This window comes from Rahnella variigena, from assembly GCF_003610915.1.
Lineage (GTDB): Bacteria > Pseudomonadota > Gammaproteobacteria > Enterobacterales > Enterobacteriaceae > Rahnella > Rahnella variigena.
The window spans coordinates 590,315-606,136 of the sequence record NZ_NSDJ01000001.1; the positions used below are offsets into that span (position 1 = coordinate 590,315).

A 15,822-nucleotide genomic window follows, 5' to 3' on the forward strand; every position below is an offset into this window, starting at 1 on the left:
TTGAAGTAACATCAACACAACATGATGGAAATATTTCGTTTCTCTGCGCAATGACGACTCATGAAAAACCAGAGCGGAAACCATTCAGCTCAGATTTAAGTAAGTAAAGAAATCAAAGAGAGTCAGAAAAAGTGCCGGCAGGAAGGGGTTTCCTGCCCTTCAGAGCGTTCAGGAAGGCTGGCAGAATTTGCGTTCAAATTCTTTTTTGGAAAGCGGCGGGGAGAATAAATACCCCTGTCCGAGGTGAATATTCTCGTTCAGCAACCACAAACGCTGCTCCTCGGTTTCAACCCCTTCGGCGACCAGCTGGATATTCATTGCACGTCCAATGGACGCCACAATGTTCACCATCACTTCGTCCTCAGGCAACACGCTGACAAAGCTGCGGTCGATTTTGATGACATCAATCGGCAGCGAACGCAGGCGGTTGAGATATTCAAGACCTGAATAGCCCAGGCCAAAATCATCCAGTTCAATCGATACGCCTGCTGCGCGTAATTCACTCAGCAGCACCAGTGCGCGATCTAAATCTTCAATCCGCGCCGTTTCCGTAATTTCCAGAACCAGTTGCCCCGGATTGATTTTGTAACGGCTCAGGAGGCTGCGCAGTTCCGGCAGGAAATTACGCTGCTGCACCTGCACGCCGGAAAGGTTGACCGACAAGGGCAATGTAATGCCGCGCTGCTGCCAGTCCGCCAGGATCTGGCAACCGAGTTCGAGAATCTTGTAACCCAGCAGGCTCATCACACCAATTTCTTCGGCCAGCACGATGAAATCACTTTCCAGCCCGTAACTGCCGTCGGGCATTTTACGCCGCAGCAAGGCTTCCGCGCCGACCACTGCACCGGTTTTCATATTCATCTGCGGCTGGATAAACAGCGTGAAATCGCTTTGCTCCATGGCGTGCAGAATATCGTTTTCCTGCAATAAGCGTTTCTGAATCTTTTCGGTCAGCTCAGGCTCGAAGAACAGGATCTGATTCTTACCCTGCTGATAAGCGGACAATCTGGCGGCACGCGCGTTAGACATCATCTGCTGCGCCGTCACCGGGAATTCGCCTGTGTGCTGGACGATACCGATACTGCCCGTCGGATGCAGCGACATATTGCCGGCATCACTTTCCTGTGGCGCATTGATGCGCTCCATGATTTGTCGTGCCAGACGCATCGCCATAAAGGGACGCGCAATGTCTCCCGCCAGCAGGGCAAATTCGTTGTAACTCAGACGCGCCATCAGACAGTTTTCCGGCAGCACATCCATAATGGAAGATATCAGCGGGCAATCGACATGGCCGTCATCACGCAGGCTTTCGATGCCGATCAGCAGCAGGTGGAAACCTTTCTCAGGCTCCGCTGAACTGAGCCGCTGTTGCAGGCGCTGAATGAATTGTTCTTCATTATTCAGGCTGCTTCCGGAACACAGCGACACGTCATCACTCTTTTGCGGTAACTTTTCCCGTTGTTGCTGATTGCGGTTGTAGCTGCGCACCAGCATGCCGATTTCGTCGTCTTCATGGCGCTGCGGCAGCGTCAGCTGGTGAGAAGGCACTTCGCTTTCCGGCAGGGATTCCAGCTCGCGGGCAATCGTACGCAGCGGTTTAACGATCAGGCGGTTGACAATCCAGCTCACGGAAATTGTCAGGATCAGCGCCAGCAGCAGATAAGTGGTCAGCATGGTCGACAGCGCGCTGATAATGAACTGATACATACGGTAGGAATCAGCCTGGAGCACCAGAAATGCCAGCGGCTTGGGCGATTTTGGGCTGGCAGCAGCAGAATAGAGAGGAACTGAAATGGTCACCGGTAAATTAAAACCGCGGGTAACCCATTGCGGCACCGGGCGGCCAGGTGGGAAATGCGTATGCAGCGCCGCGATTTGGTTCGGCATCACCACATCGGCACGGCTCAGAATGCCCACCGGTTGCAGCGTGTTAAGGATATCCTGCGTTTCTGACAGATCGACATCCAGTACTGCCTGCGACAGGGGCTCACGGACAGAATGTGCAATATTTTCAAGTTGCTGGGCGTAATCATCCCTCCGCTGCTGTACAAAGTGAAACAGCTGGATGACGATAAAGATACAGATAGTGAACGCAGCGATGCCTGAAACCGCTGCCATCTGTTTGATCGTTAATGAACGCCTGACCCGCAACTTTATTCTCCATTAACCGCAGACACGTTTTGACCCGCTCACCTTAACAGGAACGGTACTTCTGCGCAGTATACCTTATAACGCGTTTTTACGAGGTCTGAGTCAATATTTTGGCTATAAAAAACAACATGTTTGCCAAAAAATTTCTAAACTAATTATCCGTTAAGATAATTAACTTACGAAAAACATACATTACGAAGCATAACCGGATACCCCCGCAGCCAGAACATCCAGGGTTCAGCAACACTGATGAAGTTTATGCGCTATACATCACAATAAAGATAAGCTTTTCAACTAACTTAAGACAAACAAGCAGTAAAATAACACCAAAAACCTTTTCGAGACAGCCAGTTATGTCACCCTCGTTTTTATGCGGGAAATTCCTATTTTTTGTAAAAACTGCTCTATGCTGTAAAAGAACTGATATATTAAGACGAGTCTCATTCCCACTAAAAACTTTAAAAAAATTAAACTTTTCACACTCTTTGTTAACGACCATTCACGGTCGTTTTGACGTCCAGAAAACACCGATATATATAATCCTACCGGGCGGGATTTATGAATAAATATGACGATATTAAACGTTTTATGGATAAGACGAAGTTGGAAAAGCTTGATTATAAAGAGCTTAATGAAAAATCAACGGGTGAATCCATTACCGGTTCAATGAATCAGTGGACGTTAATTAAACAAGTTTCCGCCAGTGAAGATCCTGCCGGTCCTCTCGATAATGGCCGTTCGACGCAACCCACCCCTCAGTCTATTTCTGCGGATGAATTTTCGCTATCTGCCGCCCGGCCTGTGAATGAACACCAGGATAACCGCCAGATAACGCAACCCCCCGTTGCACACGCGCCAATGTCTTCTGAAGTGGCTCCTCCGGCTGCCGGATTTGGCTTGCTGGATGCGCTGCGTGAAACGCTGCCTCCTGCTGCTGCAACACCTGTGCCAGCAGCGGTTCAGTCCGCACAGCATCAGCCTGTTCATCCGGCACCAACATTGCACGCACAGTCTGTTATTCCTGACAGCGGGTCGGGTTTGCTTGATTCGCTGCGTAAAGCCATGCCTGAAGCGCCAAAACAACCCGCACCGAATCCGGTTCAACCCGCGCAGGTGCTTCAGCCAGTACAACAACCCGCCGCGACGCTTTATCACCAGCCGCCGGTACAACCTTCAGCGCCCGCTTACAGCCCTGCGCCTGTGCGCAGCACAGCGCCAGTGGTCTCCGCGCCCCCGGCGTCAGCTGATGCTAACCAGCGCTTTAAACAGATGTTTAAACAGCGGGCTCCGCAGCCTGCCAGCGCTTATTTACATCGCGACACCCCGCTTCAACCCTTGTTAGAGATGATTGCCTCATGCCGTTAGTTTGCGTTTGTTCACCGAAAGGTGGGGTAGGAAAAACCACGGTGGCCTCCAACCTGGCCTATTCGCTCGCCCGCAGTGGCAGCAAAGTGCTGGTTATTGATTTTGATGTGCAGAACGCCCTTCGCCTTCATTTCGGTGTGCCTATTTCCGATACCCGCGGCTTTGTGGCAGGTTCGGGTAACGAATCCGACTGGAGCCAGTTTATTCTCAAGGCGGGTTCAAATACGTTTGTATTACCTTATGGCGAAGTCAACGAAGACCAGCGTCTTGAATTTGAGCACCAGCTGGCCACCGATCCGCATTTTTTACAGCGCGGATTAAATACCGTCCTGAATTATCCGGGTTTAATTATTATTGCTGATTTCCCTCCGGGTCCAAGTCCGGCATTAAAAGCGGTTCAGGCTATTGCGGATTTACATATTGTGGTCATGCTTGCCGATACCGCGTCATTATCTTTATTGCCGTTAATGGAAAAGAATAAATTAATTGGCACCCCGCTTAATAATAAGAAGGGTGAATATTATGTCGTCAATCAAAGTGACACCCGTCGTACATTAAGTCGCGATGTCACACAATTTTTCGAACAGCGTTTAAATGAAAGATTATTGGGCACAATCCACAGGGATGAATGCGTGCCAGAGGCGAATGCCTCGCAGCGCTCTATTATTGATTTTAGTCCGGTATCCGCTTCGGCATTTGATATTGAACTGATCAGCAAAAAAGTCGCCGCCATCTTAGGGATTAAAGTCGGTGATGGTGAATTACACGCCGCGCCTAAATCTGGCAGTTATTAACTATCACCGATAACAGCGACCCCAAAGCGATGAATAAATTCCTGTTTTCCCTGCTTGTTCTTCTGCTGCTGCCGGTGGCAGCAGTCATCATCATCACGCCGATGGGCAGCCAGAAGCAGTACATTTTTGGCCTGATCAGCATCGGGCTATTATTCCTGCTCGGCATCAGTAAAAGCCGCCGCATTAGTGTGGTCATGGTGATCATGTCTATCATCATGTCGACGCGTTATATTTACTGGCGCGCCACAGAAACACTGCATTTTAATTCCACAATTGAAGCTATTTTAGGGATCGGTTTATTCCTTGCCGAACTGTATGTCTGGCTGATTTTATTGCTGGGTTATCTGCAAACCACCTGGCCATTAAAACGCACCATCGAACCTTTACCGGATGACATCAGTTTATGGCCAACCGTCGACGTGTATATTCCTTCCTATAACGAAAGCCTCGACGTGGTTCGCGATACCGTTCTGGCGGCGCAGTGCATCGATTATCCGAAAGATAAAATCAAAATTTACGTGCTGGATGACGGTAAGCGCGACGAATTTGCGGTGTTCTCAGCGGACGCCGGCGTGGGATATATCACCCGTAATGATAACTCCCACGCCAAAGCCGGTAACCTTAACCATGCGATGAAACTCACTAAGGGCGAGTTGATTTGCGTGTTCGACTGCGACCACGTGGCGACCCGCGCCTTTTTACAGGCCACCGTCGGCAGCTTCCTGAAAGATCCGCGTCTGGCGCTGATCCAGACGCCTCACTATTTCTATTCGCCCGACCCGTTCGAACGAAATCTTTCTGCTGGCCGCACCATGCCCAACGAAGGTGCGCTGTTCTACGGTCCGGTTCAGCAGGGGAATGACAACTGGAACGCGACGTTCTTCTGTGGCTCCTGTGCGGTTATCCGCCGCGTGGCGCTGGAAGAAGTCGGCGGCTTTGCCGTTGAAACCGTCACCGAAGATGCCCACTCCGCGCTGAAAATGCAGCGTCGTGGCTGGAATACCGCGTTTCTGGATATCCCGCTGGCCGCCGGTCTGGCGACAGAGCGTCTTGGCCTGCACGTTATTCAGCGTACACGCTGGGCGCGCGGCATGACGCAGATTTTCCGCGTCGATAATCCGCTGCTTGGCCGTGGTCTGAAATGGCAGCAACGTCTGTGCTACCTGAACGCCATGCTGCACTTCCAGTTTGGCCTGCCACGCGTGGTCTTCCTGACCGCTCCGCTGGCGTTCCTGCTGTTTAATCTGAACATTATTTCCTCGTCCGCCAGCCTGATTTTCGCTTACGCGCTGCCGCACCTGGTGATGTCGCTGTACATCAACTCCCGCATGAATGGCCGTTTCCGTTACACCTTCTGGGGGGAAATTTATGAAACCGTCATGGCGTTCCACCTGATCCTGCCAACGATTGTGACCCTGCTCGCGCCAAAACGCGGCAAGTTCAACGTGACGGACAAAGGCGGTTTGCTCGACGTCGGCTTCTTTGACTTCAACATTGTGAAGCCGCATCTGATTGTCGCGATCCTGATGTTTATCGGTATCGGTTACGGAATAGTGCGCGCCATCTTCCACGATTACTTTGCCATTGATCCCAGCGTTATCGCGCTTAATGTGGCGTGGGGCAGCTTTAGCGTGCTGATCCTGCTGGCGGCAATTGCAGTGGCGAAAGAGACGCGTCAGGTGCGTAAAACCATCCGTGTTGATGTGGCGATCCCGGCGATTATTCATTACGCCAACGGGATTTCACTGCGCACCACTACGATCGATATGTCGATGGGTGGCGTGCAGCTGGTGACGCCGGATGTGCGTTATCTCGAAGAAGAAATTGAAGAAGTGGAAATCCAGCTGTCATCCGGCGCCGAGAGCTTCCCGGTCAGCCAGGTCAGCGGCAACAAAGAGCGCATTCGTCTGCAATTTGAAAACCTGCCGCTCTCAAAACGCCGTGAACTGGTACGCGTGGTGTTATGCAGAGCCGACGCCTGGATTGGGGAAGAATACCCGCAGGATAACCCGTTCAAATCACTGCTCAGCATCATCCGTTGCGTGTTCGAATTGTTCTACAACACGTGGAAAGAACGCCGTGCTAAAGATAAACCCGCTGACGCCGCCAGCAAGAGTGAAGCAGCATGAACCGACTACCTGAACCGACCGTAAAGCGCCGTTTCTCTGCTGTGCCGGGGGCGTCCCTGCTCAGGAAAATCACTACCGGCCTGTTGCTGACGTTCAGCAGCCTGCCGTTCACGCAGGCGGAAGAAACGCCAGCTCCGGCGGTGGATCCTGCCACCAGTTTGCCCGCTGCGCCATCGTGGCTGCCGCCGGTCACACCGATGCCGGAAGACAACACAACGCCCGCCAGCAATGCGGCACCGGCAGATTCTGCTCCGGCTGCTGACGCCCCGCAGGCCGATACCACGCCGGTGAATAACAGCAGCTCACTGTCTGCGCCTGTGACTCCGGTTACCGATCCGGCCGCCGCGCCGGCACCGGTGATCCCGCTGGTTCAGCCGGTCACCAGTAATATTACCGTGGCGGAAATGGGACAGCCAAACGGGCTGACGCTCAGCGGCGGCCAGTTACAGTCGGGCATTCTCTTCACCCTGCCGGCGGACGAAGTGGTGACCAACGCGCATCTTTCGCTGGCGCTGAAAATTTCTCCGGCGCTGATTGCCCGCGATACCACGCTCGAGCTGATGCTCAACGGTCAGCCGCTGGGTAATCTGCCACTGAATCAAAGCAGTAACGGCGGCGATGTTTACGATCTGGATATCCCGTCTGCGATGGTGGTGTCCAGCAATAACCTGAGCTTCCGCGTGCATGACAGCAACACCATGACCTGCGAGAAAGATCAGTCGGATAAATACTGGGTCACGATTTTGCCGACCACCAGCATTGGTCTGGAAGGTCAGCAGCTCAATATCGGCCGCAATCTGGGTAACTTCCCGCGTCCGTTCTTTGATGGCCTGCAAATGCAGGAGTCCAAAATCACCATGGGCTTCACGTCGTCGATGAAACCCGGAGATGTCAGCGCAGCGGCGATGGTCTCTTCTTATCTCGGCATGTTGTCCGATTATCGCAGCGTCGATTTCCCGGTCATCCTGAACGATTTGCCGGATCAGAACGGCATACTGTTCGGCAAGCCGGGGGATAAAATCGGTTCGCTGACCTTGCCGGCGAGCAACGGCGCATCGATTCAGATCATCGATAACCCGATTAATCCGGTCTACAAACTGCTGCTGGTGCTGGGCAATGACGACAACGAACTGCGTCAGGCCGCGTATCGCCTGATCAGCGGCGGTATGCCGAATAGCGTCGATCATCTGGATGTCGCGCAGCAAACCATTCCTGCGAGCAAACCGTATGACGCGCCGCGCTGGATTGATACCTCACGGCCGGTCACGCTGGGTGAACTGGCGGGTAAAGATCAGGATTCACTGATTTCTAACGGGATTTATCACGACGGTATTCAGGTGGCATTCCGCGCTGCGCCGGACTTGTTCATGTGGGATGGTCACAATATTCCGGTGCGCATTGATTACCGCTTCCCGACCGAAAACTGGATTGATGAAGACAGCTCGAGGCTGAATGTCTCCATCAACAGCAATTATCTGCGCAGCCTGACAGTGAACAAAGTCGGACTGATCGAGAACCTCTGGCGTCGTCTGGGCGGTGACAGCCGTCAGGAACGCTACACCATCCAGCTCGCGCCGTACCTGATTTACGGCGATAACCAGCTGCAATTTTATTTCGACATCAAGCCGAAAAAAGATGCGCCGTGCAGCATTCTGACCAGCGATAACATCAAGAGCCGTATCGACCCGAAATCCTTCATCGATCTGAGCGGAAGCTATCACTTCGCCCAGTTGCCGAACCTGTCGTATTTCGTAGGCGCCTCTTATCCGTATTCCAAACTGGCTGATTTCTCCGACACACTGATGCTGTTGCCGCAAACGCCGACGGCGGATGAAATCCATACCCTGCTGAACCTGGCCTCACGCGCCGGTAAAGCCACCGGTGTGCCGGTGAACCACGTTCAGGTGGCCTTTGGTCTGAAGGGCGACGAACAGAATAACCCGCTGTTTGACCGCGATATTCTGGCCGTCACTACGCTTGGCGATACGCCGTTCAATCAGCAGTTGCTGGCTGACTCGCCGTTTAGCATCAATGCCGGTGCGATGGGCGTAAAAACGCCCACCGAAGTCCAGCGTCTCGTGGCCTGGCTGACCGGTGACTGGTACCGCCAGCCGGTGGATGCCGACCGGTATCTGTCCTCGACCGGCGCATGGCGCGGCTTCGTCAGTTACCGCTCGCGCTGGTCTAACGATCACGTGGTGGTGGTCGCGACCGGTACAGACGATCAGCAGTTACTGAAAATCCATAACGATCTGAAATCGCCAAAAATTAACGCCAACGTGCGCGGTGATCTGGCGATCATTACCGATGAAAATGGCATCCGCAGTTTCTCCGTTGGCCAGCAATTCCCGACCGGACAAATGCCGTGGTACATGATGGTGCTCTGGTACGCCAGCACACATATCGTGATCCTGTCGCTGATCGCTACCCTGGTTTCGCTGGTGATTGGCCTGAGCCTGTTCGTGGTCCTGCGTCGTCATGCGGCTAAACGTCTGGGTCAGAAATGAAAAGCATCGGCTGTATAACAAAAACAATCAAAGTCGCCTGTGTTTCAGGCGACCCTCTGGCGATTACCGGAGCTGGAAAATGAAAAAACATAAACTGTCCCTGGCGGTGATCAGGGCTATTTATCTGGTAGGGATGGCCGGAGTCGCGAGTTTTAGCGCCGCTACATTTGCAGCGGACACCACCAATCCGGCCATGAAAGCCCTGTTTGATCAGGCCGCTTACTGGCACGAGCGCGCGCATGATGATCTGGCTAAAGACGCCTTGCAGAAAGTGCTGCTGGTGGAGCCGGACAATGCGCAGGCGATGTATTTGATGTCGCTGTATTCCATGCAAAGTGGCGATAAAACGTCGGCTAATCAGTGGCGTGAAAAACTGTCTGCCGTCTCGCCTGACGATCCACGTCTGGCGTCGCTAAACAGCGCCAAAGCGATGCAGTCGATTCCCCCCGCTCAGCTGGCTTCTGCCCGTCAGATGGCGGCACAAGGGAACGTCAGCGGCGCATTATCGGCGTACCGCACCATTTTTAACGGTAACCAGCCGCTCGACAGTCTGGCAACCGAATATTATCTGACCATGGCAGGCGATAAATCGCTCCAGCCGCAGGCCATTGCCGGATTACAACAGCGCATCGCCTCCCGTCCGGACGATACGCAGGCACGTCTCGGTCTGGGCAAAGTGCTGACTTATCAGGAATCCACCCGTCGCGACGGCATTAAACTGCTGAGCACCATGGCCGGTTCCAGCACCGAAGCGGACCGCTCATTACGTCAGGCGCTGCTGTGGATGGCACCGCAGGAAGGTGACCGTGATTTGTATCAGGGTTATCAGGCGCGTCATCCCAATGACACCGGCGTGATGGCCTATTTCCAGAAAAACATTGGCGGCGCAGCGAAAGGTCAGGGCTTTACTGCGCTGAACAGCGGCGACGTCACCAGCGCTAAATCCAAATTCGAAAGCGTACTGGCCGATAACCCGAACGACGCCGATGCACTGGCCGGTCTGGGGTATATCGCCCAGCGCAGCGGCAATTTTGAAGAAGCGTCGCAATATCTGAGCAAAGCCGCCGCGCAGGGCGGTCCGAACAGCGCGCAACTGAGCAATCAGGCGCAGGATTCGGCGTTTTATGCGCAATTAGCTAAAGCCAAAGACGCTGCGGGTTCCGGCAGTTACGACGCTGCGCTGGCGGCGGTCACTCCGCTGACGCAGGTGGGTGGCGAGAAAGGCCAGTCTGCCAGTTTGTTACGTGCGGATATTCTGCGCCGCAAAGGGGATCTTCCCGGCGCTGAGCAGCAATACAGCGCGCTGGGCGATAACGCCGATGCCCGCGCCGGATTGTATTATGTGCTGCGTCAGCAAAACAAAACCGCCGAAGCTAATCAGGTTCTGAAAACTCTGCCAGCCGGACTACAGGCCAAGATGAACCCGCCGGCCGTGGCGGATGTCATCGAACCATTGCGTCGTCAGGCCGCGCAGGCGGTGGCGAACAACGATCCGCAGCGCGCACTGAATATTCTGCAGCAGGCGCAGGAACGTCAGCCGTCGAACGTGTGGGTAAAACTGGATATGGCACGCATCCTGCAATCGCAAGGCCAGACCGCGCAGGCGCAGGCCATTATGGCGCCGTCTTCACGTCCGGGCGCGTCTTCCGCTGATTTGTACGCCGCGGCACTTTTTGCTTCCGAAACCAAAAACTGGTCCACCGCCAACGCTCTGCTCTCGCGCATTCCGCGCAGCAGTCAGAATCAGGGTATGCGTGAACTGGCGCAGCGCGCCAACTACAATGCGCAGATGGCGGATGCCGAAAATTATCTGCAACAGGGCAATACTGCGGCAGCCTCGAATACGCTGCGCGCACTGGCACAAAATCCACCGAGCGCACCGGCGGATGTCGGTTCGCTGGCGAAAAATCTGGCGGCAGCGGGACAGCTTCCGCTGGCGGTGCAGCTGGTGCGCCAGAATATGCGTCAGGGTGTTAAGGGTAATGCCGGTGATTATGCCGATCAGGTGACCGTGCTCAATCAGGCTGGTCTGAGCAATGAGGCGCAAGCCTTCCTGCAAAATCCGCAGATTCAGTCCGGCACGTCACCGACTGCGCTGGCAAATCTGCGTAACGGCTTTGTCATCAATCAGGCTGACCAGCTGCGCGAGCAAGGTCAGTATGCGGCGGCTTACGACAAACTGGTCGTCGCGCTGCAGGCCGATCCGCAAAACCGCGACCTGATGCTGGCGATGGCACGTCTGTATCAGTCAGGCAAACTCAATAAACAGGCGGGTCAGGTTTATAACTATCTGATGAGCAACGACACGCCGACGCAGGATGCGCGCGTGGGTGCGATTAACGTGGCGCTGGGCGAAGGCGATAACCAGCGGGCGAAAACCCTGACGGAAGGCCTGACCGGGCCGCGTACGCCAGATCGTCTGCTGTTAGAAGCACGCGTTGCCGAAGCACAGGGCGATCATCAGCAGGCCATGGCGTTACTGCGTTCCGCCAAAGGCAAGATGATCGGACTGGAAGGTGCAGACAGTCCGGCACAGGTCGCCGGATTGCAGATCAGCGACAACCCGTTCATCAACCGCTCAACGCGCACGTCGGCCTCACGTCCGGCAACGCAATCCTCTTACGGCACCGTGTTGCCGTGGCAGGTGTCTGATCAGATTTCCACGCCGGGCAATATTCCGGCAGCCACCGCACAACCGACGGCAGTGGCGCAACGTAATGCAACCGAAAAACAGATCGACGACATGCTCGACGATTTGCAGGGCAAAACCGCGACCTGGGCGCAGGGCGACATGTCGATTCGTGGTCGTGACGGCGAAAGCGGTCTCAGCCAGCTGACCGAAGCCAAAGCGCCGATGACCTTTGCCTTCGTGCCGTTTGATACGTCACGTCTGAGTATCGGCGTCACACCGGTTTCTCTCAGCGCAGGCAGCCCTTCCGGCACCGGCAACGCACGTTTCGGTCAGGGCGCACTGGCAGCAGCGCAGTCGGCGCAGAAAGATGTGGCCGCCGCAGCCGCAGCGGCCGGTCTGGATATCGCCAACTACAGCACCTTTGCCAAATTGCAGGCGGCCGCTGCGGCGAACTCCAGCACCAACTGTACTTCCGCCAATGCCACGTCCGATCAGTGCGTCGCGTACAACACCATTACCGGCACGGATCCGACGACGTATGCCGCGCCATCCGCCGGAAATCAGAGTGCAACTGGCGTGGAAGTGAACGCCGCACTGACCGGTGACAGCTACAAAGCCGATATCGGCAGCACGCCGCTCGGGCAGGATCTGAACTCGCTGGTCGGTGGTGTGCAATGGGCACCGAAACTGACCGACTTCACCACCCTGCGCGTGACTGCTGAACGTCGTGCCGTCACCGACAGTATTCTGTCTTACGTCGGGACCAAAGATAATTACAGCGGCAAGGAATGGGGTCAGGTCACCAAAAACGGCGGCAGCATTAATCTGTCCTACGACGATGGCGACGCCGGTTTCTATGCCGAAGGCGGTTACTACAGTTATCTGGGTAATAACGTGAAGAGCAACACATCGGTGAACGCCAATGCCGGTTTGTATGTCCGCCCTTACCGTTATGACGATCGCGAGCTGAAAACCGGTATCAACGTCGGTTACATGAACTTCGACAAAAACCTCAGCTACTACTCTTATGGTCAGGGTGGTTACTTCAGCCCGCAAAACTATGTCAGCGTCTCCTTCCCGGTGGAATACACCCAGAAGTATGACGACTGGGATCTGAAACTGTCCGGTGCTGTGGGTTATCAGTCTTACTCTCAGGATAAGAGCGCTTACTTCCCGAATAATCCGGAACTGCAGAAACAGCTGGAAGATCTGGTGGCAGAAGGTTACGGCACCGAAGCCTATTATGGCGGTAAAACGCAGAACGGCATCGGCTGGAATGCAGGCGTGGGCGGCAATTATCATCTGAACAAAAGCATGCAGATTGGCGGACAGGTTGGCTACGATACTTTCGGTGACTACAACGAAAGCACAGCGCAGGTCTACTTCCGTTACCTGATGGGTCAAAATTAATCGCGGTGAAATAAAACCATGCAAGAAAATAACTATACTCAGGTCGCGCAGGAATATTACCGCCAGCGCCATACCACACCGGGCTGGCAAAGCCTGGTGCAGGTGCTATTTTCAGGTATTCTGGCCTCCGCCGATGATGAGGATGGCCGTCGTTTTCTTACGCTGATAGGCAATAATCTGGCGCGTCAGCATCCGCTTCCCGCCTCTGCGACACTGGGCGAGCTGGAAGACAATATCAATCATATTCTCAGCCGGTTCGACTGGGGCGTGGTGAAACTGGAAGCCACTCAGCAACAGCTGGCGCTGGTCCACATTGCCTGGCCGGTTTCACCGCAGGGTCAGGATGACGAGCTTTGGCGCATCGCGCTGATCTCGCTGTTTGAAGGTCTTTATGCGGAGTGGTTGTTGTCACAGGGCGGACAGCCTTATGTTCCGCTGCGCTGGCAGGAAAGCACACCGGAAGGCGCATTCGTTTTCCGTTATCAAAATGGTTTGTAAGGGATCCCTATGTTGTTATTTCGACGCTACAGTCTTGTGCTGTGGTTCGGCGTTATTTTCGCGTTTTTCAGCTCTGCCGTAATGGCTCAGGACTCTGGCTGGTCAGCGTATAAAAGCCGCTTTCTGATGCCGGACGGGCGCATCATTGATACCGCCAATAAAAACGTCAGTCACACCGAAGGCCAGGGATTCAGCATGTTGCTGGCGGTCTTCAATGACGATCAGGCGACGTTCGATAAACTCTGGCAGTGGGCGAACACCACGCTTTATCGCAAAGATATCGGCCTGTACTCATGGCGTTATGACCCGAACAGCACCCCGCATGTGGCGGATACTAACAATGCCTCTGATGGCGATACGCTGATGGCCTGGGCACTGCTGCTGGCGGGCGATAAGTGGAACGACAGCCGTTACACCAAAGCCTCGGAGAAATTGCAGACGGCGCTGATCAAATACAATGTGATTGATTATGCCGGGTACAAAGTGATGCTGCCGGGCGTGAAAGGTTTCAATCAGACCAGCAACGTAACCGTCAATCCGTCCTATTTCATCTTCCCGGCCTGGCAGGCGTTTTACGCTCACAGCCATTTGAAAGTCTGGAAAGATCTGGATGAAAGCAGTACAGCGATGCTCAGTAAAATGGCGTTTGGTGAATTCCGTCTGCCGACCGACTGGGTGGATATGCAGGCCGATGGCACCCTGAAACCGGCCAGCCGCTGGCCGACGCGTTTCAGTTACGATGCGGTACGTATCCCGCTGTATCTCGGCTGGGCACATCCGGGCAGCCCGCAGATGGCACCGTTCATTCTGTGGTGGCAGAAATCCCCACGCGATGCGACACCGGCCTGGATTGACGTGATGACCGGCACCAAAGCGGGCTACAACATGTCGCCGGGCCTGTTAGCCATTCGCGATTTCACCATGGCCAACGCCGGCGCCATCAGCCCGAATCTGGCACCGAAAGACGATTACTATTCTTCCACCCTGCAACTGCTGAGCTGGTGGGCGAGTCATAAAGGGTAAGCCATACTCTGGAATAAAAAGGCCAGTCAGGGGGATGCTGACTGGCCTTTTTTGTTGTGATCGATTGTATATATACAATCGATTAATTCTAAAATGATTTCATATATACAATTGATTTATCCAAATTTGATTGTATATTCAATATTGAAAATCAATAAATCTATTGTAAATATGCAATTAAAAGGTTTCTCTATGTGGGATAAAGAATTAAAAATCAAACAGGTAGACAACCTTCTCAATGAAATGAAACCTCGACGCAAAGCCAAGCGTCCAAAAAAAGGATGGATACAACTTCTCAGAAGCGCGCTGGGCATGAGCACCCGCTCGCTTGCCGAACGATGTGGTTTAAGTCAGTCGCGCATTTCGCTGATAGAAAAAGGTGAAATTGAGGGGTCGCTAACGCTGAATACACTGGAAAAAATCGCTGAGGGCCTGGATTGTGAGCTTGTATACTTTTTGCAGCCAAAGCAAGGGCGAACGTTGCAAGAACTAAGAGAGCAGCAGGCCGAGAAAAAAGCGAGATTCCTTAATCAGTACACTGAAATTCATATGTCGCTGGAACAGCAACCCACATCATCAGCTTTCCAAAAATCGACACAAGACAAGCTTAAAAGCGACCTATTACAAAAATGGCCTCGGGATTTCTGGGATGAAAAATGAGCGAAACCATCAATAATGGCCTTCCTGAAGGGGCAACGGAACTTAGCCCTGACGATCTGGCCGGTTTAATTCCCGACTACATCTTTACCCGGGAAGACCTGAATCAATTTGAAAAAACGAACATACAGCAGGCATTAGCGCATCTCAGCCGTCAGAAGCTGAGTTACATACAGATCTTAACTGTCGATTTCTGTCTTCGATTACACCGCAACATGTTCAATAAAACGTGGGAATGGGCGGGTCAACTCAGACGCAGAGAAGTAAACATCGGGAATACGCCACCTTATATGATCTCAATGCGTGTCAGAGATACTCTCGATAATGCAGTTTTCTGGATTGAAAACGAAACTTACCCACCCGATGAAATCTGCCTGAGACTTCACAGAGACATTGTATGGATCCACCCTTTTCCCAATGGGAATGGAAGGCATTCCCGGATATTTTGCGATGTGCTTCGTCGCGCGCTTGGAAGGGGGTTCTTTCCCTGGGGGATATCAGCAGGCGAACTCGTTTCACCAGATGCACATCGCGCTGAATACATTCTCGCTTTGAGAGAAGCCGACAATGGCGATTATAGGCACCTTATCAGATTTGCTTCTGACTAAGTATTGCCCACAAAAAAGCCCGCTTTTTGGACTGCACCCCAAAAGTTG

General features: G+C 53.5%; 10 protein-coding genes. 9 read left to right on the plus strand and 1 reads right to left on the minus strand.

The genetic code is table 11. From position 1 onward, the window contains the following. Window positions 1-168: 168 nt before the first annotated feature. Entirely contained in the window at window positions 169-2,151 is a 1,983-nt protein-coding gene (gene hmsP, locus CKQ54_RS02730; protein ID WP_120164046.1) for a biofilm formation regulator HmsP, read from the minus strand. 558 nt (window positions 2,152-2,709) lie between these two features. Here hmsP and CKQ54_RS02740 point away from each other — a divergent pair. The 9 genes from CKQ54_RS02740 (at window position 2,710) to CKQ54_RS02780 (ending at window position 15,774) form a co-directional block, all read left to right on the plus strand. Continuing rightward, on the plus strand, window positions 2,710-3,516 hold the full coding sequence (locus tag CKQ54_RS02740; protein WP_120164044.1) for a hypothetical protein: 807 nt from the start codon (window positions 2,710-2,712) through the stop codon (window positions 3,514-3,516). Further along, window positions 3,507-4,310 (plus strand): cellulose biosynthesis protein BcsQ, encoded by an 804-nt coding sequence (gene bcsQ, locus CKQ54_RS02745; RefSeq protein ID WP_112291838.1) that lies wholly within the window; start codon window positions 3,507-3,509, stop codon window positions 4,308-4,310. The genes CKQ54_RS02740 and bcsQ overlap by 10 nt, the downstream gene beginning before the upstream one ends. Window positions 4,311-4,339: 29 nt before the next feature. Continuing rightward, complete coding sequence (bcsA, locus tag CKQ54_RS02750; protein WP_120164043.1) at window positions 4,340-6,439, plus strand: UDP-forming cellulose synthase catalytic subunit; 2,100 nt, start codon at window positions 4,340-4,342, stop codon at window positions 6,437-6,439. Then, the gene (bcsB, locus tag CKQ54_RS02755) at window positions 6,436-8,946 is read left to right on the plus strand and encodes a cellulose biosynthesis cyclic di-GMP-binding regulatory protein BcsB (RefSeq protein ID WP_120164042.1); all 2,511 of its coding nucleotides are present in this window, start codon (window positions 6,436-6,438) and stop codon (window positions 8,944-8,946) included. Before bcsA ends, bcsB begins: the two co-directional genes overlap by 4 nt. Window positions 8,947-9,025: 79 nt before the next feature. Continuing rightward, window positions 9,026-12,988 (plus strand): cellulose biosynthesis protein BcsC, encoded by a 3,963-nt coding sequence (locus CKQ54_RS02760; RefSeq protein WP_120164041.1) that lies wholly within the window; start codon window positions 9,026-9,028, stop codon window positions 12,986-12,988. Window positions 12,989-13,006: 18 nt separating this feature from the next. After that, entirely contained in the window at window positions 13,007-13,486 is a 480-nt protein-coding gene (gene bcsD / locus CKQ54_RS02765; RefSeq protein ID WP_120164040.1) for a cellulose biosynthesis protein BcsD, read from the plus strand. A gap of 9 nt (window positions 13,487-13,495) precedes the next feature. Beyond that, complete coding sequence (locus CKQ54_RS02770) at window positions 13,496-14,509, plus strand: family 8 glycosyl hydrolase (RefSeq protein ID WP_120164039.1); 1,014 nt, start codon at window positions 13,496-13,498, stop codon at window positions 14,507-14,509. A 192-nt stretch (window positions 14,510-14,701) separates the two neighbouring features. Continuing rightward, the gene (locus CKQ54_RS02775) at window positions 14,702-15,169 is read left to right on the plus strand and encodes a mobile mystery protein A (protein WP_112291829.1); all 468 of its coding nucleotides are present in this window, start codon (window positions 14,702-14,704) and stop codon (window positions 15,167-15,169) included. Then, window positions 15,166-15,774 (plus strand): mobile mystery protein B, encoded by a 609-nt coding sequence (locus CKQ54_RS02780; RefSeq protein ID WP_120164038.1) that lies wholly within the window; start codon window positions 15,166-15,168, stop codon window positions 15,772-15,774. The genes CKQ54_RS02775 and CKQ54_RS02780 overlap by 4 nt, the downstream gene beginning before the upstream one ends. The last annotated feature ends 48 nt before the right edge of the window (window positions 15,775-15,822 follow it).